This is a genomic window from Klebsiella sp. H-Nf2 (genome assembly GCF_002806645.1).
GTDB lineage: Bacteria > Pseudomonadota > Gammaproteobacteria > Enterobacterales > Enterobacteriaceae > Klebsiella > Klebsiella variicola.
Genome location: NZ_PIBL01000011.1, coordinates 58,586 through 82,649, shown reverse-complemented (window position 1 = coordinate 82,649; position 24,064 = coordinate 58,586). Strand labels below are relative to the sequence as shown.

The following is a 24,064-nucleotide window of genomic DNA, read 5'->3' as shown; positions in this document are numbered from 1 at the left end:
TCGCAAAAATCAGAGAAGAACCTTAGCATTCTGCGGGCGCGTTGTTTATATATATGGCAAACTGCGGTTTTTATTATGTTTTACCGAGTCCCCGTCTGAGAAAAAGCGAGATAACAATGAAATGGCTCTGCACTGTAGGCGTCGCCGTGAGTCTGGCGCTGCAACCCGCGCTGGCGGATGAACTGTTTGGTAACCACCCTCTGACCCCGCAGGCGCGGGATGCCTTTGTCACCGACCTGCTGAAAAAAATGACGGTGGACGAGAAAATCGGCCAGCTGCGTCTGATAAGCGTCGGCCCGGATAACCCGAAAGAAGCGATCCGTGAAATGATCAAAGACGGTCAGGTGGGGGCGATTTTTAACACCGTCACCCGTCCGGATATCCGCACGATGCAGGATCAGGTGATGCAGCTTAGCCGCCTGAAGATCCCATTGTTCTTTGCCTACGATGTGCTGCACGGCCAGCGCACCGTGTTCCCGATAAGCCTCGGCCTGGCCTCATCGTTTAACCTTGACGCGGTGAAGACCGTGGGCCGCGTGTCAGCTTATGAAGCCGCCGATGACGGCCTGAACATGACCTGGGCGCCGATGGTCGACGTCTCCCGCGACCCGCGCTGGGGACGCGCTTCCGAAGGGTTCGGGGAAGACACGTATCTGACCACGATGATGGGCCAGGCGATGGTGGAGTCGATGCAGGGCAAGAGTCCGGCGGACCGCTATTCAGTGATGACCAGCGTCAAGCACTTCGCCGCCTACGGCGCGGTGGAGGGCGGGAAAGAGTACAACACGGTCGACATGAGTCCGCAGCGCCTGTTCAACGACTATATGCCGCCGTATAAAGCTGGGCTTGATGCCGGCAGCGGCGCGGTGATGGTGGCCCTGAACTCGCTGAACGGCACCCCGGCGACTGCCGATTCCTGGCTGCTGAAAGACGTCCTGCGCGACCAGTGGGGCTTTAAAGGCATCACGGTTTCCGACCACGGCGCCATCAAAGAGTTGATTAAGCACGGCGTGGCCTCCGACCCGGAAGACGCGGTGCGCGTGGCGCTCAAGTCCGGCATCAACATGAGCATGAGTGACGAGTATTACAGCAAGTACCTGCCGGAGCTGGTGAAGTCAGGCAAGGTGACCATGGCCGAGCTGGATGACGCCACCCGTCATGTGCTCAACGTGAAATATGACATGGGGCTGTTCAACGATCCGTACAGCCACCTGGGACCAAAAGATTCTGACCCGCAGGACACCAACGCGGAAAGCCGCCTGCATCGCAAAGAGGCGCGGGAAGTGGCCCGTGAAAGCCTGGTACTGCTGAAAAACCGTCTCGATACGCTGCCGCTGAAAAAATCCGGCACCATCGCGGTGATTGGCACGCTGGCGGACAGCAAACGCGACATGATGGGCAGCTGGTCCGCGGCCGGGGTGGCCGACCAGTCGGTGACCGTCCTGACCGGCATCAAAGAAGCGCTGGGTGATAACGGTAAAGTGATTTACGCCAAAGGGGCGAACGTCACTGACGATAAAGGCATTGTCGATTTCCTTAACCTGTATGAGAAAGCGGTGCAGGTTGACCCGCGCTCGCCGCAGGAAATGATCGACGAAGCCGTCGCGGCGGCGAAGCAATCCGACGTGGTGGTTGCCGTGGTGGGCGAAGCGCAGGGCATGGCGCATGAGGCCTCCAGCCGCACCGACATCACTCTGCCGCAGAGCCAGCGCAATCTGATTGCCGCCCTCAAAGCCACCGGCAAACCGCTGGTGCTGGTGCTGATGAACGGGCGTCCGCTGGCGCTGGTGAAAGAGAATCAGCAAGCCGATGCGCTGCTGGAGACCTGGTTTGCCGGCACCGAAGGCGGCCACGCCATCGCCGATGTGCTGTTTGGCGATTACAATCCGTCGGGCAAACTGCCGATGTCTTTCCCGCGCTCGGTGGGGCAGATCCCAACCTACTACAGCCACCTGAATACCGGCCGGCCGTATAATCCGGAGAAGCCGAACAAGTACACCTCGCGTTACTTCGATGAAGCCAACGGCCCGCTGTATCCGTTTGGTTACGGCCTCAGCTACACCACCTTTAGCGTCTCCGATGTCACCATGTCGTCAGCCACCCTGCCGCACGACGGCAGCGTGACCGCCAGCGTGCAGGTGACCAACACCGGCAAACGCGAAGGGGCAACGGTCATTCAGCTGTATCTGCAGGACGTCACTGCCTCCATGAGCCGGCCGGTGAAAATGCTGCGCGGCTTTAAAAAGGTCAACCTCAAGCCGGGCGAAACGCAAACCGTCAGCTTCCCGATTGACGTCGACGCGCTGAAGTTCTGGAACCAGCAGATGAAATACGTTGCTGAGCCGGGCAAATTCAATGTCTTTATCGGCGTGGACTCCGCCCGCGTGAAGCAGAGCGAGTTTGAACTGTTGTAAGGAATAGCCCTTAAGCTCAACGTGACACGTTAAAGGCCGATTAATCGGCCTTTTCTTTTTCGTATCGCCAGCAAATGGACTACGCTTTTCTCTTAAGCTTCTGTAAGCGAAGCGCAAAAGAACTGAGGGAAGCGGGATGAAGATGGCAATGAAATGGTCCGGCGCGCTGGCGCTGGCCGCCCTGATAAGTGTGCCGCTGCAGGCGGCGGAGCCGGTGAAGGTCGGCTCGAAAATTGATACCGAAGGGGCGCTGCTGGGCAATATGATCCAGCAGGTGCTGGAAAGCCACGGCGTAAAAACGATTAATAAAATCCAGCTCGGCACCACGCCGGTGGTGCGCGGGGCGATTGTCGCCGGCGAGCTGGATATCTACCCGGAATATACCGGCAATGGCGCTTTCTTCTTTAAAGATGAAAACGACCCGGCGTGGAAGAATGCCCAACAGGGCTATGAGAAGGTGAAGCGTCTTGACCAGGAGAAACATCAGCTGGTATGGCTCACCCCGGCGCCAGCGAACAACACCTGGACCATCGCGGTGCGCCAGGACCTGGCGGAGAAAAATCACCTGACCTCGCTGGCCGACCTCAGCCGCTATCTGCAGCAGGGCGGCGAATTTAAGCTGGCGGCCTCGGCGGAGTTTATTGAGCGCCCGGACGCGCTGCCGGCGTTTGAAAAAGCGTATGGCTTCAACCTCAACCAGAACCAGCTGTTGTCGCTGGCCGGGGGGGATACGGCGGTGACCATCAAAGCGGCAGCGCAGCAGACCTCGGGCGTTAACGCGGCGATGGCCTACGGCACTGACGGCCCGGTCGCGGCGCTGGGGTTGCAGACGCTGAGCGACCCGCAGGGCGTGCAGCCGATTTATGCCCCGACGCCGGTGGTGCGCGAGGCCGTGCTCAAGGCCTACCCGCAGATCGCCGACTGGCTGAAGCCGGTCTTTGCCAGCCTCGATGAAAAAACCTTGCAGCAGCTGAACGCCCGTATTGCGGTGGAAGGCCAGGATGCGAAGCGCGTGGCGGCAGATTATCTGCAGCAGAAAGGCCTGCTGAAGTAAGCCACCGGTGACCATTCGCTGTACTCACCGCGTCGGCCTGCTGCTGACAGGTCTGTTGCTGGTTACGCTGGCGCTGCCGTTTATCACTTACGCGCCGAATCGCTTACTCTCCGGCGAAGGGCGTGGGCTGTGGCTGGTGATGCCCTGGCTCGCCGGCGTTCAGCTGGCGGCAGCCCTTGCCGGGATGCTGCTTTGCTGGCTGCCAGGCAGGGTCGTGCCGCTTATTCACCTGCTGCTGGCCGAACTGCTCTTCCCGCTGCTTATCTGGGGCAGCGGACAGGCGGCACTTGAACTCTCCCGACATGGCTCGCCGCTGGCGCGCACCTCGCCCGGCAGCGGTCTGTGGCTGTCGCTGGCGCTTTGTCTGCTGCTGGCCAGCGAGGCCATCCGTCATCTTACCGTCCGGCCGCTGTGGCGCTGGCTGCTCAATGCGCAGGTCTGGCTGTTGCCCATCATCCTGCTCGCCGTCGGGGGTCTCGATCAGCTCTCTTTGCTGAAGGAATATGCCAACCGCCAGGAAGTGTTTGACGACGCCCTGCGCCAGCATCTGCTTCTGCTGTTCGGCACCCTGCTGCCGGGCCTGCTCATTGGCCTGCCGCTGGGGGTATGGCTGTGGCGACGTCCGCGCTGGCAGGCGCCGGCCTTCACTGTGCTCAATGTGATCCAGACTATCCCGTCGGTGGCGCTTTTCGGCCTGCTGATTGCGCCACTTGCCGGCCTGGCGCGCTATTTCCCGGCGCTGGGCGAGCTGGGCGTCTCCGGGACCGGCGTGGCGCCAGCCCTGATCGCCCTGACGCTGTACGCGCTGCTGCCGCTGGTGCGCGGGGTGGTGACCGGCCTGCAGCAGGTGCCGGAGGATGCTCTGGAGAGCGCGACGGCGATGGGCATGAGCGCCGGGCAGCGCTTTCGTCAGGTGCAGCTTCCCCTGGCGATGCCGGTACTGTTGCGCAGTCTGCGGGTGGTCAGCGTGCAAACCGTCGGCATGGCGGTGGTGGCCGCGCTGATCGGCGCCGGCGGCTTTGGCGCGCTGGTGTTTCAGGGGCTGCTAAGCAGTGCGCTGGATCTGGTGTTGCTGGGTGTGGTGCCGACCATTGCCCTGGCGGTGGTGGTGGATGCCCTGTTCGCCCTGTGGGGCGCCTGGCTAAAAGGAGAGGCCAATGATTGAGTTTGAAGGGGTCAGTAAAGTGTTTGCCGGCCATCCGGCGGTGAAGGATCTGACCCTGCAGCTGCGCGAAGGCGCTTTCTCGGTGCTGGTGGGGACCTCCGGCTCGGGCAAGTCGACGACGCTGAAAATGATCAACCGCCTGCTGGAGCCGGACCGGGGCACTATTCGTTTTGCCGGCGAGGACATCCGCCAGCAGCCGGTCCTGACTCTGCGGCGGCGGATGGGCTATGCCATCCAGTCCATCGGCCTGTTTCCGCACTGGACGGTGGCGCAGAATATCGCCACTGTGCCGCAGCTGCAAAAATGGCCGCGAGCGAGGATCGCCGACCGGGTCGACGAGCTGATGGCGTTGTTAGGGCTGGAGGCGACGCTGCGCGACCGTTACCCGCATCAGCTTTCCGGCGGCCAGCAGCAGCGGGTGGGGGTGGCGCGGGCGCTGGCGGCGGATCCGGAGGTGCTGTTGATGGATGAGCCCTTCGGCGCCCTCGACCCGGTGACCCGCGAGGCGCTGCAGCAGGAGATGCTGCGCATCCACCGCCTGCTGGGCCGGACGATTGTGCTGGTGACCCATGATATTGACGAAGCGCTGCGTCTGGCGGACCACCTGGTGCTGATGGACGGGGGCGAGGTGGTCCAGCAGGGGGCGCCGCTGGAGATGCTCCTGCGGCCAAAAAATAGTTTTGTGCAGACCTTTTTTGGCCGCAGCGAGCTGGGCGTTCGCCTGCTGTCGCTGCGCGAGGTGGGGGACTATTTGCGTCCCGGCGAACGGCTGGCGGGTGAGGGGCTGACCGTCACCATGACCCTGCGGGAAGCGCTGTCGCAGTTTGTCGCCCGGCGCTGCGAGGCGCTGCCGGTGGTCGATGCCGACGGCAGGCCCTGCGGAACGCTGCATTTTGCCGATCTGCTGCGCCAGGAGATGAGCCATGAAGGCGCTTCGTGAGCCGCTGTGGTGGCTTATCGCGCTGTTTATCGGCCTGCTGGTAGGGCTGCCCTACAGCGCGCCGCTGTTCAGTCGGCTGTTCCCGGAACTGCCGCGGCCGGTCTATCTGCAGGAGAGCTTCTGGGCGCTAACCCTCGATCACGGCTGGCTGGTGGTGGCGTCCAGTCTCGCGGCAACCGCAGTGGGGCTGGGGGCCGGGGTGGCGGTCACCCGTCCCGCCGGCAGCGCGTTTCGCCCGCTGGTGGAGACGATCGCCGCTATCGGGCAGACCTTTCCGCCGGTGGCGGTGCTGGCGATGGCGGTGCCGGTGCTGGGATTTGGCTGGCTGCCCGCGCTCATCGCCCTCGCGCTGTATGGCATACTGCCGGTGCTGCAGGGAACGCTGGCCGGGCTGGGGTCGATACCGTCGGGGGTGTCAGGGGTGGCCGAAGGGATGGGAATGACCGGCTGGCAGCGTCTGTATAAGGTGGAGCTACCGCTGGCGGCCCCGGTGATACTGGCGGGGATCCGCACCTCGGTCATCGTCAATATTGGTACCGCGACCATTGCCTCGACGGTGGGGGCCAGTACGCTCGGGACGCCGATCATCATCGGTCTGAGCGGCTTTAATACCGCCTATATTGTGCAGGGGGCGCTGCTGGTGGCGCTGGCGGCGATTATCGTCGACCGCGCGTTTGAGCGTCTGACCCGCTGGATCAGCCGACACCGCCACGCACAATAAAGGAATAGCCGGCCAGCATCACGCCGCTGATCCCGCCGATGGCCATAAGTAAGAAGAGGGTGACGACCGCGATTTTCGCTGGCTTCATAATAGGCTCCTGATGTTAACAGGGGGATTATACGGTGAAGCACAGGTGTTAATGAAACATTAATTGCGGTTTAGCGCGCCGCGCCGGGGTTTTTGCCGCGTTTACAGAGCAACGCGCCGGAAAAAAGTGTGATCCTGTCCGTCATTTTTCATTTTTATGCAGGGCTTCAAAGAAAGTTTTCGCCAGTCAGGGTATGGTACGCGCTTTCAGGAATGTGTGGTTTGCGGGTATGTACGAGTTTGATCTGGTGTTGCTGCTGCTTCAGCAGATGTGCGTATTTTTGGTCATCGCGTGGTTGATGAGCAAAACCCGACTGTTTATCCCTCTGATGCAAGTCACCGTTCGCCTGCCGCACAAGCTGCTGTGCTACGTCACCTTCTCCATTTTCTGCATTATGGGGACCTATTTCGGTCTGCATATCGAAGACTCCATCGCCAACACCCGCGCCATCGGCGCCGTGATGGGCGGTCTGCTCGGCGGCCCGGTGGTCGGCGGGCTGGTGGGGCTGACCGGCGGCCTGCACCGCTACTCGCTGGGGGGAATGACCGCCTTAAGCTGCATGGTCTCCACCATCGTCGAGGGGCTGCTGGGCGGTCTGGTGCACAGCGTGCTGGTCAAACGCGGCCGGCCGGACAAAGTCTTTAGTCCGCTGACCGCCGGGGCGATCACCTTCGTGGCCGAGCTGGTGCAGATGATGATCATTCTGCTGATTGCCCGCCCGTTCCAGGACGCCCTGCATCTGGTGCAGAGCATTGCCGCGCCGATGATGGTCACCAATACCGTCGGTGCGGCGCTGTTTATGCGCATTCTGCTGGATAAACGGGCGATGTTCGAGAAATACACCTCCGCCTTTTCCGCCACGGCGCTGAAGGTGGCGGCGTCGACCGAGGGGATACTGCGTCAGGGATTCAACGAAGAGAACAGTATGAAGGTGGCCCAGGTGCTGATCCAGGAGCTGGATATCGGCGCGGTGGCGATCACCGATCGCGACAAGCTGCTGGCGTTTACCGGCATCGGCGACGATCACCATCTGCCGGGCAAGCCTATCTCCTCCTCGTATACGCAACGGGCGATTGAGACCGGGGAGGTGGTCTACGCCGACGGCAACGAGGTGCCTTACCGCTGCTCGATTCATCCGCACTGTAAGCTGGGGTCGACGCTGGTGATCCCCCTGCGCGGTGAGAACCAGCGGGTGATAGGCACCATTAAACTGTATGAGGCGAAAAATCGCCTGTTCAGTTCGATCAACCGCACCCTCGGGGAGGGGATTGCCCAGCTGCTGTCGGCGCAGATCCTCGCCGGGCAGTACGAGCGGCAGAAGGCGCTGCTGACGCAATCTGAAATCAAGCTCCTGCACGCTCAGGTCAACCCGCACTTCCTGTTTAACGCGCTTAACACGCTGAAGGCGGTGATCCGCCGCGACAGCGATCAGGCCGGCCAGCTGGTGCAGTATCTGTCGACCTTCTTTCGCAAGAACCTGAAACGGCCGACGGAAATTGTCACGCTTGCCGATGAGATCGAGCATGTTAACGCCTATCTGCAGATTGAGAAGGCTCGCTTCCAGGCTAACCTGCAGATCCAGATGGCGGTGCCCGAGGGGCTGGCGCATCACCAGCTGCCCGCTTTCACCCTGCAGCCGATCGTGGAGAACGCCATTAAGCATGGCACATCGCAACATCTTGGCGTCGGCGAAATTACCATTCGCGCCAGCCAGGACGATCGCTGGCTGCAGCTGGATATCGAAGATAACGCCGGACTGTACCGGGCCAACCCCCAGGCCAGCGGGCTGGGGATGAATCTGGTGGACAGGCGTCTGCGGGCGCGTTTTGGTGCCGACTGCGGCATCAGCGTCACCTGTGAACCGGAACGCTTTACCCGTGTCACCCTACGTTTGCCCCTGGAGGAGAATGCATGCTGAGAGTATTGATCGTCGATGATGAGCCGCTGGCGCGGGAAAATCTGCGCATTTTGCTGGAGACTCAGCGCGATATCGAGATCGTCGGCGAGTGCGGCAACGCGGTGGAGGCGATTGGCGCAGTTCATAAGCTGCGCCCTGACGTGCTGTTTCTCGACATCCAGATGCCGCGCATCAGCGGCCTGGAGATGGTCGGGATGCTCGACCCCGAGCATCGTCCCTATATCGTGTTTCTCACCGCCTTTGATGAATACGCGGTGAAAGCCTTTGAGGAGCACGCTTTTGACTATCTGCTCAAGCCGATTGAGGCCGCGCGGCTGGAGAAAACCCTGGCTCGCCTGCGTCAGGAGCGCAGCCTGCAGGACGTGTCGCTGCTGGATGATGCCCGGCAGACGCTGAAATACATTCCCTGTACCGGCCACAGCCGTATCTGGCTGCTGCAGATGGAGGATGTGGCCTTCGTCAGCAGCCGGATGAGCGGCATCTACGTGACCGATCGCGAAGGAAAAGAGGGCTTTACCGAGCTGACCTTGCGCACCCTCGAGAGCCGCACGCCGCTGCTGCGCTGCCATCGCCAGTATCTGGTGAATATGGCGCACCTGAAGGAGATTCGCCTGGAAGAGAACGGCCAGGCGGAGCTGCTGATGCGCGCCGGGCAAACGGTGCCGGTGAGCCGGCGCTATTTAAAAAGCCTGAAAGAAGCGATTGGCCTGTAAAACTGCTACACTGCGCCCCATTGCAACATCGACAGTAAAAGGCACTCATGCTCAGTAATGATATTCTTCGTAGCCTGCGCTACACCCTGAAAGCCAATAATAACGATATGGTGCGTATTCTTGCGCTTTGCGATATGGAATCCACCGCCGCCAACTTCGATACCTGGATGACGAAAGAGGATGAAGAGGGCTTTGTCCGCTGCCCGGATATTATCCTGTCGGGTTTCCTCAACGGCCTTATCTATGACAAGCGCGGCAAAGATGATTCGGCGCCGGAGCTGGCGCTGGAGCGTCGGGTGAATAACAACACGGTGCTGAAAAAGCTGCGGATCGCCTTCTCGCTGAAAACGGACGATATCCAGGCGATCATGAGCGAGCAGAAATATCGCGTGTCGGTGCCGGAAATCACCGCCATGATGCGCGCCCCGGAGCATAAAAACTACCGCGAGTGCGGGGATCAGTTTATGCGCAACTTCCTGCGCGGGTTGACCCACCGGGTGCATCACCCGAAGGCGTGATATTTAGCCGGGTGGTGGCTTCGTCTTACCCGGCCTACAAAACCCGTAGGCCCGTGCAAACGTAGCGCCGCCGGGCAAAAAAAAGCCGGAGATACTCTCCGGCTTTTTTGTTATTTCACCTGCTGACCCGGCTTCGCGCCGTCGTCAGGGCTTAACAGGAAGATATCCTTCCCGCCAGGGCCGGCGGCCATCACCATGCCCTCGGAGATGCCGAAGCGCATTTTGCGCGGCGCCAGGTTGGCGACCATCACCGTCAGGCGACCAATCAGCGGCTGCGGATCCGGGTAAGCGGAACGGATGCCGGAGAAGACGTTACGTTTCTCGCCGCCGAGATCCAGCGTCAGGCGCAGCAGCTTGTCGGAGCCCTCGACGAATTCCGCGTTTTCAATCAGCGCCACGCGCAGATCGACTTTGGCGAAATCGTCAAAGCTGATGGTCTCCTGAATCGGATCGTCCGCCAGCGGGCCGCTGACCGGCGCCGCAGTGGCTTTCACCTCTTCTTTAGAGGCTTCCACCAGGGCTTCCACCTGTTTCATCTCGATGCGGTTGTACAGCGCCTTGAACGGATTCACCTTATGCGCCAGCAGCGGCTGCTGAATGGCATCCCAGCTCAGTTCGCTGTTGAGGAATGCCTCCGCACGTGCGGCCAGCTGCGGCAGCACCGGCTTCAGCCAGGTCATCAGCACGCGGAACATGTTCAGGCCCATGGTGCAGATGGCCTGCAGGTCGGCGTCGCGGCCTTCCTGTTTCGCCACCACCCACGGCGCCTGCTCGTCGACGTAGCGGTTAGCCACGTCGGCGAGGGCCATGATTTCGCGGATGGCCTTACCGAACTCGCGGCTGTCCCATGCTTCGCCGATGCTTTCTGCCGCGTCGGTGAAGGTTTTGTACAGCGCCGGGTCGGCCAGCTCAGCGGCCAGCACGCCGTCGAAACGCTTGCTGATAAAGCCGGCGTTGCGCGAGGCGAGGTTAACCACCTTGTTGACGATGTCGGCGTTAACGCGCTGGATAAAGTCTTCCAGGTTCAGGTCGATGTCATCGATGCGCGAAGAGAGCTTGGCGGTGTAGTAGTAGCGCAGGCTGTCGGCATCGAAATGGTTCAGCCAGGTGCTGGCCTTAATAAAGGTCCCGCGCGACTTGGACATCTTCGCGCCGTTAACCGTCACGTAGCCGTGCACGAACAGGTTGGTCGGTTTACGGAAGTTGCTGCCTTCCAGCATCGCCGGCCAGAACAGGCTGTGGAAGTAGACAATGTCCTTGCCGATAAAGTGATACAGCTCGGCCGTGGAGTCTTTCTTCCAGTATTCGTCGAAGCTGGTGGTGTCGCCACGCTTGTCGCACAGGTTCTTGAAGGAGCCCATGTAGCCGATCGGCGCGTCCAGCCAGACGTAGAAATATTTGCCCGGCGCGTTGGGAATTTCGAAGCCGAAGTACGGCGCATCGCGGGAGATGTCCCACTGCTGCAGGCCGGATTCGAACCACTCCTGCATTTTGTTCGCTACCTGCTCCTGCAGCGCGCCGCTGCGGGTCCACGCCTGCAGCATTTCGCTGAACGACGGCAGGTCGAAGAAGAAGTGCTCGGAGTCACGCATCACCGGCGTAGCGCCGGAGACCACCGATTTCGGGTCGATAAGTTCGGTGGGGCTGTAGGTCGCGCCGCACACTTCGCAGTTATCGCCATACTGGTCCGGAGATTTGCACTTCGGACAGGTGCCTTTCACAAAACGGTCCGGCAGGAACATGCCTTTTTCCGGATCGTAGAGCTGAGAGATGGTGCGGTTTTTAATAAAACCGTTCTCTTTCAGACGGGTGTAGATAAGCTCCGACAGCTCGCGGTTCTCGTCGCTGTGCGTCGAGTGATAGTTATCATAGCTGATGTCGAAGCCGGCGAAATCGGTCTGATGCTCCTGACTCATTTCGCCAATCATCTGCTCCGGAGTGATACCGAGCTGCTGCGCTTTGAGCATGATCGGCGTGCCGTGGGCGTCGTCGGCGCAGATGAAGTTGACCTCGTGGCCGCGCATTCGCTGGTAACGGACCCAGACATCAGCCTGGATGTGCTCCAGCATGTGGCCGAGGTGGATGGAGCCGTTGGCGTACGGCAGGGCGCACGTTACCAGAATTTTCTTCGCGACTTGAGTCATAGTGAGCATTACATCTTCTGTTGTAAAAAGGGCTTCCGATATTACCAAAAGGGCTGTGGGTGCGCCATAAATGGCTGCCCATATATGGATAATCGTTAGCTGTGATAAACTCTGTGATTACTGAAAGCATCTCAAAACAACAAAGGAGTCGGGATGAATTCGCAATCCCAGGCCAAATCCCCTGAGCGCCTACGTGCGATGGTCGCCGGGACGCTGGCCAATTTCCAGCACCCAACCCTGAAGCATAATCTCACCGCCCTCAAGGCGCTGCACCATGTCGCCTGGCTGGACGATACCGTTCATATTGAGCTGCAGATGCCGTTCGTCTGGAGCAGCGCCTTCGAAGTGCTGAAAGAGCAGTGCAGCGCCGAGCTGCTGCGCATCACCGGCGCGAAGGCCATCGACTGGAAGCTGACCCACAGCATCGCGACCCTCAAGCGCGTGAAAAACCAGCCCGGAGTCAACGGCGTGAAGAACATTATCGCCATCAGCTCCGGCAAAGGCGGCGTCGGTAAATCTTCTACTGCCGTAAACCTGGCGCTGGCCCTGGCGGCGGAAGGGGCGAAGGTGGGCATTCTGGATGCCGATATCTACGGTCCGTCGATTCCGACCATGCTGGGCGCCGAAGACAGTCGCCCGACCTCGCCGGACGGCACCCATATGGCGCCGATCATCAAGTATGGCCTGGCCACCAACTCTATCGGCTACCTGGTGACCGACGACAACGCCATGGTCTGGCGTGGTCCGATGGCCAGCAAGGCGCTGATGCAGATGCTGCAGGAGACCCTGTGGCCGGATCTCGACTACCTGGTGCTGGATATGCCGCCGGGCACCGGCGACATCCAGCTGACCCTGGCGCAGAACATTCCGGTGACCGGTGCGGTGGTGGTCACCACGCCGCAGGACATCGCGCTGATCGACGCCAAAAAAGGCATCGTGATGTTCGAGAAAGTGGAAGTGCCGGTGCTGGGGATCGTGGAAAACATGAGCATGCATATCTGCAGCAACTGCGGGCACCACGAGCCTATCTTCGGCACCGGCGGCGCGCAAAAACTGGCCGAGAAATACCACACCCAGCTGCTGGGTCAGCTGCCGCTGCATATTACGCTGCGGGAAGATCTGGATAACGGCACGCCGACGGTGGTGGCGCGTCCGGACAGCGAATTTACCGACATCTACCGCCAGCTGGCGGGCCGGGTGGCGGCCCAGATGTACTGGCAGGGAGAAGTGATCCCGGGTGAGATTGCCTTCCGCGCCGTTTAAGGCCGCGGCGAGCGCATCAGCCAGTATCTGCCCTCGGGCGACGCGCCCTGTGCTTCGATGGTCCAGCCATGACGCTGGTAGAAGCGCAGGGCGTTTTTATTTTCCATCAGGCATTTCAGCGTTCCGCTGACGGTAAAGCTCCGTTCGACCTGCGCCAGCAGCGCGCTGCCGATATGTTTGCCCTGCCAGTCGGGGTCGACAAACAGATGGTGAAGGAAATTATCGGCGGTCCATACGGCGGCAAAGCCCACCGGCTGGCCGTCGCATTCCGCGACCCACAGTTGTTCATCCGCGGTGGCGGCATCGAAATCCTCCAGCCGCCACGCCGCGGCGGGAAGCCAGGTCCACGATAAACTGCGCGCCCGCAGGAAGATCTTGCGCAGCGCCGGAGAGTCCGCTGGCTCGCCGGGGCGGACGTGGAGGTTGCGCGGATCAGCGATGATAGAAGATCTCGCCATCGTACACTTTGAGAATTTTGCCTTCGGTATCGGTGATCAGCACGTAGTTACCGCCCATGTAGGTCCAGTGGCTGCCGGCGTCCGGTGCAGGCAGGTTACGCTGCTGCCACTGTTTGATGTTGTATTCCGGGGTGAGGTACATCGCCGGAACGGTGTCGCCGATGTGAAACTGGGTGAAATCGGCAGTGAACTCTTTCAGCGCATACTGATCGATCCCCGCGGCAGTAGCCGTCCAGCTGGCGCCAGCGGTGGCAAGAAGTACGCCCAGAAGCATCATTTTTGTTTTACGCATAATTTCCTCAATATTACCTGGACTCAAATTAGCAGCCTCGTATCATTCCTGATGCGTTGCTGAAATGGCAAGCACTGGATTTTTAAAAAGTGTAAGCAAAACACGGCACAAGTCTTGCGCCGCTTGCGTTGCAGCGACGGTGATGCGTATTTTGGGAGCAATCTGAAGCAGGGGAGAATCGGCATGTTCAGGCTGGAAGATCTGACCTTATTTGTCCGCGCCGCGGCACTGGGCAGTTTTAGCGACGCGGCGCGCGAGGCCGGACAGCAGCCGGCGCAGGTCAGCGCGGCGATTAAGCGTCTGGAGACGATCCTCAATATTCGCCTGTTTGCCCGTTCGACCCGCAGCCTGCGCCTGACGCCGGAGGGGGAGACCTGGCTGCCCTACGCCACCCAGATGCTCGATACCCTCGAGGCCGGTCTGCAGAAGATCCAGACCCCGGACGATGAAGTTCGCGGCATGTTGCAGATTGCCGTGCCGTCGGACCTCGGGCGTAACCTGCTCCTGACCCTGTTCCGTGATTTCCGCCAACGCCACCTGGCGCTGCGTCTGCGGTTGCTCTTTTCCGACCAGCTAACCGACGTGTTTAAAGATCCGGTGGACGTCGCGTTTCGCTATGGTAATAACGACGATGCCTCGTTTATCTCGCTGCCGGTGGCGCCGGAAAATCGTCGGGTGCTGGTGGCCTCGCCTGAGTGGATCGCCCGCCACGGCGAGCCGCAGACCCTCGAGGAGCTCAGCCAGCACAATGCGTTGATCTACATTTTGCGCGGCCGTCCGTTCGACCGCTGGTCGCTGAGCCTCGACGGCGTGGTTCAGCAGCAGAAGGTCTCCGGCACGGTGATGAGCGATGACGCCGAGGTGATCCGTCGGCTGGCGGTGGCCGGGGAGGGCATTGCCTATAAATCGATGCTCGACGTCAGCGACGATCTGCGGGCGGGGCGCCTGCGGCGCCTGCTGCCGCGTTATCAGGGGGATGTGGTGCCGTTGAATCTGATTTGTCCGCACCGCAAACAGCTCTCTGCCGCGGTGCGTTTGTTATATGAAGAGGTGAAATCACATTGTGAAGGGCTTAATGCCTGACTAAGGTCGCGAAGTAATACACCAGCGGGACAGCCAGCACCCACAGGCCAATCGGGATTTCCCGCCACTTACCGGCGATGGCCTTGATCACAATGTAAAACAGCAGCCCGCCGGCAATCCCGGTGCCAAAGCTGTTGGCGATAAGCGTAATCATCACCATCATCAGCACCGGCAGCCCGTCGGTGAAGTTGCCAAGATCCACTTTGCGCAGGCCGCTGAACATGTTCAGGCCAATCAGGATCAGCGCCGGGGCGGTGGCTTCTTTCGGGATCATCAACGCCACCGGCGTGAACAGCAGCATCAGCAGGAACATTACCGCCGCCGACAGCGCGGTGAGGCCGGTTTTGCCGCCGGCTTCCGCTGCCGCCGAAGACTCAATCAGCGCCGTCGCCGCCGGAATGCCCACCCACGGGCCGAGCGCGGCGGCAATCGAATCGACCATAAACGGGCGATTAATCTGCGGCATGTTGCCTTCTTCATCCAGCAGACCCGCCTCGCCGCCCACCGCCAGCGTCGTCCCCATGGTGGAGAAAAACTCAGAGGCGAAAAAGACGAACAGGAACGGCAGGAAGGCGATGTTTAACGCCCCCAGCAGGTCAACCTGCCCCAGCACCGGGGTTAGCGAATGGGGAACGTCGATAAAACTTGTCGGCAGATGGGTGACGCCGAAGGGGATGCCCACCAGCGTGGCGCACAGAATGGCCCACAAAATCGCGCCCGGAACCTTACGCGCCTGCAGGGCTATCGCCAGGAACAGGCCGCACAGCGCCACCAGCGCGCCGGGGGCGAGAAAGTCGCCGAGCATCAGCGCGTTGGTTTTAGCATTGGCCAGCAACAGCCCGGCATTGCGAAAGCCGAGCACGGCGACAAACAGGCCGATGGAGGCGGTGAGCCCCAGCTTGATCGACTGCGGCACCGAGCGGGTGACCACTTCGCGCAGGCCAAAGCGGGTCAGCAGAAAGAAGAGGATCCCCGACCAGCAGGCAATCCCGAGGCCAGTCTGCCAGCCAATCCCTTCGCTACCGGCCAGCGTCACTCCCACCAGCACCGAGCCGCCAATCCCCGGGCCGACGATAAACGGCAGGTTGGCATAAAACGCCATCAGCAGAGAGCCGACGACGAAGACCAGAATGGTGCCGGTGGTGGCGGCGCCTTTGTCCATCCCGCCGATCGCCAGCAGCCCCGGGATGACCACCAGTAAATAGGCGGCGGCGAGAAAACCGGTGATCCCGGCCAGGCATTCGGTGCGTAGCGTACCGCCGCGCGAGCGCAGCGCAAAGCGGCGCTCCAGCCAGTTAGCGCGGTCGGATGAGTGAAGTGTGTTATCGGCCATGCTCAGGCTCCCTGAGGATTATTGTTGTGATCGGTTGGCTCCGGGGTCTCCCGGCAGGCTATCAACGGGTCGACTATCTGACGGCTGCCGCCGTCGGTCAGACCCAAATCGGTTAAATGCGGCCCGGTGTTACAGGCAAGGCAGGTTCCTTCAATGGCCTTGAACACCCGGTACGGCGGTTCCCAGTCGGCGACTTGGCTGCTCAGATCGCGCAGCTCGCGGAACTGACGCGCCAGCTCGGCGGCCGGGAGATCCGACAGCATGCCGGCAATCGGCATCGCCACATGGGCAAGGATCTCGCCCTGTTGCGCCAGCGCCATCCCGCCGCCGGAGGCGATAAGCTGGTTGGCCGCCAGCGCCATATCATCAGCGTCGCGCCCGAGCACCACCAGATTGTGCGAGTCGTGGGAGTAGCTGGTGGCGATGGCGCCGCGCAGCTCACCCCAGCCTTCGAGCAGGGCGATTTGCGGTGTCGCCTGGTGGCGACCGTGGCGGTGCTTAACCCAGATCAGACTGAAGCCGGCGGGCAGCTGGACTTTCCCGTCACGAACCTGCACCTCCACTTCGCCCCACTGGGTGAAGCGCGCGCCGCGGATATGACGCAGGCGGGCGACGCCGTGACGAATGTCCTGGACGCGCAGAATAAAGTCATCGGCGCGGAGGGGGGCGATCTGCAAAGTATCGCGCGGCGGCGTCACGCCCGGCGCGGGGGCGATCGGCTTCAGCAGGCGGCCAGCATGGGCCAGCCGTTCCCCCCCTACGTAGACTTCACGGGCCACCAGTTTCTCCAGGGAATCAAACACCACCAGATCCGCGCGCCGCCCGGCGGCAATCAGCCCGAGATCGTGGCGCTGCAGGCGAATAGCGGCGTTGAGGGTGGCGAATCGCAGCGCATCGACCGCCGGTAAACCGTGCTCGATCAGCAGGTTAAGCAGGGCGATGATCCCGCCTTTCTCCAGCAGCATATCCGGCGGTACGTCATCGGTGCAGACGGTGATTTGCGAGGAGAGGTGCGGCAGCGTTGTTAACGCCGCGACGATATCCGGCAGCAGATAGGGGTGCGAACCGCGGATCTCGATCGTCAGACCGGCGCGCAGTTTTTCCAGCGCGTCGTCCGCTGAGGTCAGTTCATGATCGGAGGTGACGCCGGCGGCGAGGTAGGCCTGCAGGTCAGCGCCGCTCAGGCCGCGGGCGTGGCCTTCAATCAGTTTGCCGCTGTTGAGACCGGCCTGGACAATCTCCTGCATCCGTTCGCTACCGTGCAGCACGCCGTGCATATCCATCACTTCCGCAACACCGCGCACTTCCGGCCAGCCGAGCATGGTCTCCATCTCCGCGCCGGCGAAATCGGCGCCGGACATTTCGAGGCCTGGCGTGGAGGGGACGCTGGACGGCGCGGCGACCATCACCTGCAGCGGCAGATGGCGGCTGGCGTCAACCGCGTAGCGCACGCCATCGACGCCGAGGACGTTGGCCAGCTCATGCGGATCCCAGAACACCGCGGTGGTGCCCTGGGTGAGGACGATTTCCGCGTAGCGCTCCGGCGGCAGGTGCGAGCTTTCGAGGTGTACGTGGGTGTCCATCAGGCCGGGGGACAGGTAGCCACCGGCAAGGGAACGCACTTCATGGGCGTCGGCGCGGCTGCCGCGCGGGTGGACGCTGGCGATCATTTCGCCGACGATACCGACGTCAGCGGGGCGAATTTCGCCCGTGGCCATATCGACGATCTGCGCATCGACCAGCAGCAGATCAAACGGGGATTCGCCGCGCGCGGCCTGCACGGCGCGACGACGGACTTGAGCATTGCTGGACATAACCACTCCGGCACAAGGATAATGCGGATACTCTATGGGCACAGCAAACGTTTGCCCAGATGAATAAATTTATCACCCGATAAGCTCGGGTTATTGTGCAGGACCACCGTAGCGAACCCGATAATGAACGAACCCTGGCGGCGGCTGCCCGCGCTCTCTCTTAAACAGCTTCAGTATTTCGTCACTCTGGCCCAGCTGCGCCATTTTACCGATACCGCCAGTCGGCTGGCGATTAGCCAGCCGGCGTTGAGCAGCGCGCTGCGGCAGATTGAAACGGTGCTCGGCGGCAAGCTGGTCAACCGTACCGCTTCGGCGGTCACCCTGACTGAACTGGGGGCGGCGATTTTACCCCACGCCCAGCGGATCCTCAGCGTGGCGCAGGCGGCCTTTTTCGATATGCAGCAGATCGTCGAGGCGGGCGGCGACGGGACAGTGCGCATCGGTCTGGTGCCGTCGGTCAGTTCGCTGCTGTTTCCGCTGCTGCCGCAGACCCTGGCCCAGGCCTTTCCGCGTCTGCGCATTGAATTTCACGATCAGACCAACGATGCGCTTATCCAGGCGCTGCAGCGCGGCGAGATTGATTTCGGCATCGGGGCGATCGACAGTTCTGTGCCTGGTGAACTGCTGGTCTATGCGCTACGCGAAGATCCCTTCGTGGCGGTGCTGCACCGCGACGATCCGCTGGCCGCGCAGGCGCACTTGCCGTGGAAACAGCTGGTGGGGCGGGACATTGCCGTGTTCTCGAAAGGTAATATTCAGCGGCTGGTGGCGGCATTAGTGGAGAGCCATCGCCTGACGCTGACCACCCGCTATCAGGTGGACTATATCGAAACCCTGTATGGACTGGTGCGCTCGCGCTTAGCGGTGGCCATTCTGCCGGCGCTGTACACTACCCATTTGCAGGACCCGGCGCTCAAGATCGCCCACCTGCAGCAGCCGGCGTTGACCCGTACGGTGGCCCTGATGCGCGGCCCGCAGGCGCTGCCGCCGCTTATCGAAGCCTGTTTTTCCCTGCTGCAGGGAGAATTGCGTCGCGCTGATGCCTGTTCCGCGCATTGATTGTCGTGGCGGGGGGATCAAAAAATCCCCCGCGGCCTGACCGGCGACGGGGGATGTCCGCGTTAAACGCTTATGGTGTGACGATATTGAACCAGAAGGCAAACGTGTCCATGTAGCTCAGCATTTCGTCGAGCTTAGCGCCATTGCCGCTAATCTTGACCTCGCCCTGAGCTTCAGCCTGCTTCAGCGTTTCCTGCTTGAGGATTATCTTGTTCAGAGTATCGCGACTGAGTGTGATGCTGGCGTCGGCGTTGTCCGCCACCGCGTTGGCGGTATGGTTAAGCACACCGTTTTCCAGCTCCAGTTTGTACTTGCCGCCGTCTTTACCCAGGTCGATGTTAAAGACCGCTTTAGCCGCCCCGGCTTTTTCGCCGTTGATATGCACCCCAAGGTAATCGAAGAACATTTCTGGCGTCATCGCCCGCACGGTATCCGGGCTGGCGGTGTTCGGCGTCGGCAGTTTCTGCACGCCGTTACGTAGCTCCTGAGCGCCGGTGAGGTAGAAGTTGCGCCAGGTCCCGGCTTCCGCCTGATATCCGAGCTGCTCCAGGGCATCGGCTTCCAGATCACGCGCCTGCTGATTGTGCGGATCGGCGAAGACGATTTTGCTGGTCACCTGGGCCACCCAGCGGTAGTTCCCCTGCTGGTAGTCGGCTTTGGCTTTCTGCATGATGGCATCGGCGCCGCCCATATATTCCACGAACTTCTTCGCCGCCTGCTCTGGCGGCAGTTCGTCGAGGGTGGCCGGGTTGCCATCGAACCAGCCGAGGTAGAAGACGTAGGTCGCTTTTACATCGTGGCTGACGGAACCGTAGTAGCCGCGGCTGGACCACTGTTTCTCCAGCGAATCCGGCAGCTTGAAGTTGGCGGCGATCTCATCGCGGGTCATGCCTAAGTTCGCCATACGCAGGGTCTGATCGTTGATATAGCGATACATATCGCGCTGACCTTTCATCAGTTTAACGATATTGTCGTTCCCCCAGGTCGGCCAGTGGTGCTGAGCGATAATCACTTCCGCTTCGTTGCCCCAGCGGTCGATGGCGGCGTTGATGTATTTCGACCACGCCAGCGGATCGCGGATTTTGGCGCCGCGCAGCGAATAAGTATTGTGCAGGGTATGGGTCACATCCTCTGCCGCCTCGATCATTTTCTTCTCTTTGACATACCACAGCATTTCAGACGGCGCTTCCGAGCCCGGCGCCATCATAAAGTCATAGGTCAGGCCGTCGATCACCTCCTGCTGACCGGTATGGGTAATGTAATGGGTCGGCGGGATCAGCGTGACGGTACCCGCGGAGGTGGTGGTGCCGAGGCCAGCGCCGACCTGTCCCTTAGCGTCCGGCTTCAGCAGGTTGCCATACATATAGCTGGCGCGGCGGCTCATCGCAGTACCGGCCATGATGTTCTCGGAAACCGCTTCCTCCATAAAGCCGGCAGGGGCGTAAATCTTCACTTTACCGGCTTTCACGTCAGCTTCATCGACTACGCCACGGATACCGCCGTAGTGGTCCACATGGCTGTGGGTAAACAGCACCGCCACCACCGGTTTCTTCGGCCGGTGGGCAAAATAGAGCGCCAGAGCCTCTTTGGCCGGTTCGGCACTCAGCAAGGGGTCGATGACTGTAATCCCGGTTTTGCCTTCGATAATGGTCATATTGGAAAGATCGAGATTACGGATCTGGTAAACGCCATCGGTAACTTTGAACAAGCCGCCGATATTGAGTAATTGTGACTGTCGCCACAGGCTGGGATTAACAGTGTCCGGCGCCTTTTCGCCTTCTTTGACGAAATCATATTTGGCGGGATCCCAGATAATATTTCCCTGTGCGCCTTTGAGCATCGCTGGCGGCAGGGGGGCGATAAAGCCCTGATGGGCGTTGTTAAAGTCGGTTTTATCCGCAAACGGCAGTTTGTTGTATAGCGCCTGATTCGCCTCACGCGTGGCCGGTGTGGCATCCTGTTGTGGCGCGGCGGCGAAGGCGGTGACCGATACAGAGGATAACAGACCGGCCAGCGCCAGATTTTTGGCTATCTGATTTAATTTCATGACTACCTCTCAGGTAATTTATTCCGCGGAAATAAAAAAATATTTTCCGTTTTTAAAAATGAATGGCATGCGGTTTATTCTAAAGACAAATATTGTGCTGAATAGTCCCATATGGGACTGACAGGGTGTTGCTTAAGGATCCGCTCGTCTTCGCCGGACGAGGGCTGCTATACTGTTGCTAACGGCGCAGGCGAGGGCAGAGGATGAATTTCCAGGAAATACATAGTTATTATAAAACGTTAGCCATAGCCGACTTTTTTGCCGATATCGTTACGGAAGGTGAAGAGATTATTCTCCCGGCTAATAAAAAATGGCGCCCGGAGTCGGGTTATATTTATTTTTGTACCGAGGGTTCGTTATCAATATTAATGCCGGATGATGGCTTGAGTATCGGTAATTCCATTGAGTATATGCCGATTGGCCTGATGGAGCGGTATTGCCCGCTGGCGAAATTTGAATATACAGGCAGTGGCCCGGTGACGCTGCGAAAAATCACTTACGCGGCCTTCGATCGTCTGTTTATTGAAAATCATCCGCAGCGCGTTGAGGCGCTGGCGAAAGTGCTGGTGTTCATGAGTATCTTTACCATCGACCTGCACAATGAACGCCGTCAGGTGACCAGCTATCAGACGATTCGCCCGATGCTATATCGCTATCTTTATCGACAGCACACCCATGAGGGTGAAAATGAGGGACTGGCGTTATTTATCATCAGACGTACCAATCTTTCGCGCACCCATGTGTTTCGCGTGCTGGCGGACTTAAAGGCGGGGGGATACATCACCATGAAACGGGGCAAGCTTATCTCTATCGATCGCCCGCTGCCCGTGGACTATTGAACGACGCTGAGAAGGGTAACAAGGCGGGATCGCCGCCTTGTTACTCAGGATGGCCGTCAGCAGATCATTACGGCGTCACGATGTTAAACCAGAAGTCAAACTTATCCATATAGCCCAGCATTTCATCGAGTTTAGCCCCGTTACCGCTGATTTTAACTTCCCCTTTCTCTTCCGCCTGCTTCAGGGTCTCTTCTTTGAGAATGATTTTATTCAGGGTGGCGCGATCCAGCGTCAGGGTGGCATCCGCCTCTTTCGCTTCCGCATTCGCGGTGTGGTTCAGCACGCCGTTTTCCAGTTCCAGCTTATATTTGCCGCCGTCATTGCCCAGATCGATATTGAACACCGACTTCGCATTGCCCGCTTTTTCGCCATTGATATGGACCGCCAGGTAATCAAAGAACATTTCCGGGGTCATGGCGCGGACGGTGTCCGGGCTGGCGGTGTTCGGGGTCGGGCCTTTCACCACGCCGTTACGCAGCTCCTGGGCGCCGGTGAGGTAGAAGTTACGCCACGGGCCGGACTCCGCCTGATAGCCTAACTGCTCCAGGGCATCGGCTTCCAGATTACGCGCCTGCTGGTTGTTGGGGTCGGCGAAGACAATTTTGCTGACCACCTGGGCGACCCAGCGGTAGTTACCTTGGTCGTAATCTTCTTTCGCTTTCTTCAGGATCGCATCCGCGCCGCCCATATAATCGACGAATTTCTTCGCCGCTTCTTCCGGCGGCAGTTCGTCGAGGGTGGCCGGGTTGCCGTCGTACCAGCCGAGATACAGCACGTAGGTCGCTTTCACATCGTGGCTGACCGAGCCGTAGTAGCCGCGGTTAGCCCAGGTGTTGGCCAGACTGTCCGGCAGCTTAAAGTTAGCGGCGATTTCATCGCGGGTCAGGCCTTCGTTAGCCATCCGCAGGGTCTGGTCGTTGATGTAACGATACAGATCACGCTGGCTCTTCAGCAGGTTAACCACGTTCTCGTTGCCCCAGGTCGGCCAGTGGTGCTGAGCCATAATGATCTCAGCCTTATCGCCCCAGCGGACGATCGCCTGGTTGATATATTTCGACCACGGTAGCGGTTCACGGATCTTCGCCCCGCGCAGCGAGTAGGTGTTATGCAGGGTATGGGTGACGTCTTCTGCGGATTCGATCAGTTTCTTCTCTTCGATATACCACAGCATTTCTGACGGCGCTTCGGAGCCCGGCGCCAGCATAAAGTCGTAGGTCAGGCCGTCGATAACTTCTTTCTGACCGTCCTTGTCAATAATGTTGGTTGGCGCAATCAGGGTGACGGTACCCGCAGAGGTGGTGGTACCCAGACCGGCGCCCACCTGGCCTTTGGCGTCTGGTTTCAGCAGGTTGCCGTACATATAGCTGGCGCGGCGGCTCATGACGTTCCCGGCCATGATGTTTTCCGCCACTGCGGCTTCCATAAAGCCGGCTGGCGCGTAGATTTTCACTTTGCCGGATTTCACATCCGCTTCATCAACCACCCCGCGCACGCCGCCGTAGTGGTCAACGTGGCTGTGGGTGTAGATCACCGCGACGACCGGTTTTTTACCGCGGTTTTTGTAGTACAGGTCCATGCCCACTTTGGCGGTTTCTGCCGAGACCAGCGGGTCAACGACGGTGATCCCCTCTTTACCCTCAATAATCGTCATATTTGAGAGATCGAGGTTGCGGATCTGGTAGACCCCGTCCGTCACTTCAAACAGGCCGCTGATGTTAATCAACTGCGACTGGCGCCACAGGCTCGGGTTCACTGTCTCCGGCGCTTTTTCCCCTTCTTTGATGAAGGCATACTGGCCCGGATCCCAGATAACATTGCCTTGTTCGCCTTTAATGACTTCCGGCGGCAGGGCGGCAATAAAGCCTTTATGCGCATTGGTGAAATCGGTGTTATCGGAGAAGGGAAGTTGATTGTAGAGGGCATCGTTCGCTTTTTTGGTCGCTTCGGTCGCCTCTTTGGCTGACGTATCCGCCCAGGCGGCGAAAGCGAGACTATTTAATAAACCCGCTAACGCTAACCCTTTCACTATCGGGGTCAATTTCATTGGAATCCTCATTAATTGCATGGTTCGTTCGGTTTTACCGATCTAATGCAGGTGACTGTTTGTTACAGATTTTCTAAATATAACCATGCATTAACATTCATCCAGTTTTGCTTACAAAAAATGCGTGTTTTACTCCTTTTGTAGTACTTACATAAAC

20 protein-coding genes are annotated in these 24,064 nt (G+C 59.8%); 12 read left to right on the top strand and 8 right to left on the bottom strand.

All coding sequences use genetic code 11. From position 1 onward, the window contains the following. The first annotated feature begins 116 nt into the window (after positions 1-116). From bglX to CWM58_RS21770, 5 genes are all read left to right on the top strand, one after another. Positions 117-2,414 carry a beta-glucosidase BglX gene (gene bglX, locus CWM58_RS21790; RefSeq protein WP_100681772.1) on the top strand — a complete coding sequence of 766 codons (2,298 nt, stop codon included), beginning with the start codon at positions 117-119 and terminating at the stop codon, positions 2,412-2,414. A 136-nt stretch (positions 2,415-2,550) separates the two neighbouring features. After that, positions 2,551-3,468, top strand: a complete 918-nt coding sequence (locus CWM58_RS21785; RefSeq protein WP_100681771.1) for an ABC transporter substrate-binding protein — start codon at positions 2,551-2,553, stop codon at positions 3,466-3,468. Between the two features lie 7 nt (positions 3,469-3,475). Continuing rightward, the gene (locus CWM58_RS21780; RefSeq protein WP_100681770.1) at positions 3,476-4,633 is read left to right on the top strand and encodes an ABC transporter permease; all 1,158 of its coding nucleotides are present in this window, start codon (positions 3,476-3,478) and stop codon (positions 4,631-4,633) included. Further along, positions 4,626-5,573: an ABC transporter ATP-binding protein gene (locus CWM58_RS21775; protein WP_100681769.1), complete on the top strand. Its 948-nt coding sequence runs from the start codon at positions 4,626-4,628 to the stop codon at positions 5,571-5,573. The genes CWM58_RS21780 and CWM58_RS21775 overlap by 8 nt, the downstream gene beginning before the upstream one ends. Beyond that, the gene (locus CWM58_RS21770; RefSeq protein WP_061153884.1) at positions 5,557-6,294 is read left to right on the top strand and encodes an ABC transporter permease; all 738 of its coding nucleotides are present in this window, start codon (positions 5,557-5,559) and stop codon (positions 6,292-6,294) included. The genes CWM58_RS21775 and CWM58_RS21770 overlap by 17 nt, the downstream gene beginning before the upstream one ends. On the opposite strand, the gene CWM58_RS21765 is transcribed toward CWM58_RS21770, so the two are convergent. Beyond that, complete coding sequence (locus CWM58_RS21765) at positions 6,269-6,382, bottom strand: protein YohO (protein WP_002912762.1); 114 nt, start codon at positions 6,380-6,382, stop codon at positions 6,269-6,271. The two genes, CWM58_RS21770 and CWM58_RS21765, sit on opposite strands and share 26 nt — an antisense overlap. A 229-nt stretch (positions 6,383-6,611) precedes the next feature. Here CWM58_RS21765 and CWM58_RS21760 point away from each other — a divergent pair, with 229 nt between their 5' ends. Genes CWM58_RS21760 through CWM58_RS21750 form a run of 3 tightly spaced genes read left to right on the top strand, consistent with a single transcriptional unit; the run spans position 6,612 to position 9,531 of the window. Further along, positions 6,612-8,300 (top strand): sensor histidine kinase, encoded by a 1,689-nt coding sequence (locus tag CWM58_RS21760; RefSeq protein ID WP_002912760.1) that lies wholly within the window; start codon positions 6,612-6,614, stop codon positions 8,298-8,300. After that, positions 8,294-9,013 (top strand): two-component system response regulator BtsR, encoded by a 720-nt coding sequence (gene btsR / locus CWM58_RS21755; RefSeq protein ID WP_061153886.1) that lies wholly within the window; start codon positions 8,294-8,296, stop codon positions 9,011-9,013. The genes CWM58_RS21760 and btsR overlap by 7 nt, the downstream gene beginning before the upstream one ends. Positions 9,014-9,060: 47 nt before the next feature. Further along, positions 9,061-9,531, top strand: a complete 471-nt coding sequence (locus CWM58_RS21750; RefSeq protein WP_100681768.1) for a DUF1456 family protein — start codon at positions 9,061-9,063, stop codon at positions 9,529-9,531. 110 nt (positions 9,532-9,641) lie between these two features. Here CWM58_RS21750 and metG read toward each other — a convergent pair whose 3' ends face one another. Beyond that, complete coding sequence (gene metG, locus CWM58_RS21745; RefSeq protein WP_100681812.1) at positions 9,642-11,675, bottom strand: methionine--tRNA ligase; 2,034 nt, start codon at positions 11,673-11,675, stop codon at positions 9,642-9,644. 153 nt (positions 11,676-11,828) lie between these two features. Here metG and apbC point away from each other — a divergent pair, with 153 nt between their 5' ends. Then, positions 11,829-12,938 (top strand): iron-sulfur cluster carrier protein ApbC, encoded by a 1,110-nt coding sequence (apbC, locus tag CWM58_RS21740; RefSeq protein WP_008804054.1) that lies wholly within the window; start codon positions 11,829-11,831, stop codon positions 12,936-12,938. On the opposite strand, the gene CWM58_RS21735 is transcribed toward apbC, so the two are convergent. Next, positions 12,935-13,396, bottom strand: coding sequence for a GNAT family N-acetyltransferase (locus CWM58_RS21735; RefSeq protein WP_100681767.1), 462 nt, complete (start codon positions 13,394-13,396; stop codon positions 12,935-12,937). The two genes, apbC and CWM58_RS21735, sit on opposite strands and share 4 nt — an antisense overlap. Continuing rightward, entirely contained in the window at positions 13,371-13,688 is a 318-nt protein-coding gene (locus CWM58_RS21730; RefSeq protein ID WP_002912749.1) for an RcnB family protein, read from the bottom strand. Before CWM58_RS21730 ends, CWM58_RS21735 begins: the two co-directional genes overlap by 26 nt. 183 nt (positions 13,689-13,871) lie before the next feature. Here CWM58_RS21730 and CWM58_RS21725 point away from each other — a divergent pair, with 183 nt between their 5' ends. Beyond that, positions 13,872-14,771, top strand: coding sequence for a LysR family transcriptional regulator (locus CWM58_RS21725; RefSeq protein WP_100681766.1), 900 nt, complete (start codon positions 13,872-13,874; stop codon positions 14,769-14,771). On the opposite strand, the gene CWM58_RS21720 is transcribed toward CWM58_RS21725, so the two are convergent. Further along, positions 14,761-16,104 (bottom strand): NCS2 family permease, encoded by a 1,344-nt coding sequence (locus tag CWM58_RS21720; protein ID WP_100681765.1) that lies wholly within the window; start codon positions 16,102-16,104, stop codon positions 14,761-14,763. The genes CWM58_RS21725 and CWM58_RS21720 overlap by 11 nt on opposite strands. Positions 16,105-16,106: 2 nt before the next feature. Continuing rightward, on the bottom strand, positions 16,107-17,918 hold the full coding sequence (locus CWM58_RS21715; protein ID WP_100681764.1) for an adenine deaminase: 1,812 nt from the start codon (positions 17,916-17,918) through the stop codon (positions 16,107-16,109). A 120-nt stretch (positions 17,919-18,038) separates the two neighbouring features. On the opposite strand from CWM58_RS21715, the gene CWM58_RS21710 reads away from it, so the two are divergent. After that, positions 18,039-18,977 (top strand): LysR family transcriptional regulator, encoded by a 939-nt coding sequence (locus CWM58_RS21710; protein ID WP_165785838.1) that lies wholly within the window; start codon positions 18,039-18,041, stop codon positions 18,975-18,977. A gap of 70 nt (positions 18,978-19,047) precedes the next feature. On the opposite strand, the gene CWM58_RS21705 is transcribed toward CWM58_RS21710, so the two are convergent. After that, a complete protein-coding gene (locus tag CWM58_RS21705; protein ID WP_100681762.1) occupies positions 19,048-21,024 on the bottom strand; it encodes an alkyl/aryl-sulfatase in 1,977 nt (658 codons plus the stop codon). A gap of 203 nt (positions 21,025-21,227) precedes the next feature. Here CWM58_RS21705 and CWM58_RS21700 point away from each other — a divergent pair, with 203 nt between their 5' ends. Beyond that, a complete protein-coding gene (locus CWM58_RS21700) occupies positions 21,228-21,863 on the top strand; it encodes a helix-turn-helix domain-containing protein (RefSeq protein WP_100681761.1) in 636 nt (211 codons plus the stop codon). A gap of 67 nt (positions 21,864-21,930) precedes the next feature. Here CWM58_RS21700 and CWM58_RS21695 read toward each other — a convergent pair whose 3' ends face one another. Continuing rightward, positions 21,931-23,907: an alkyl/aryl-sulfatase gene (locus CWM58_RS21695; RefSeq protein ID WP_100681760.1), complete on the bottom strand. Its 1,977-nt coding sequence runs from the start codon at positions 23,905-23,907 to the stop codon at positions 21,931-21,933. Positions 23,908-24,064: the final 157 nt, after the last annotated feature.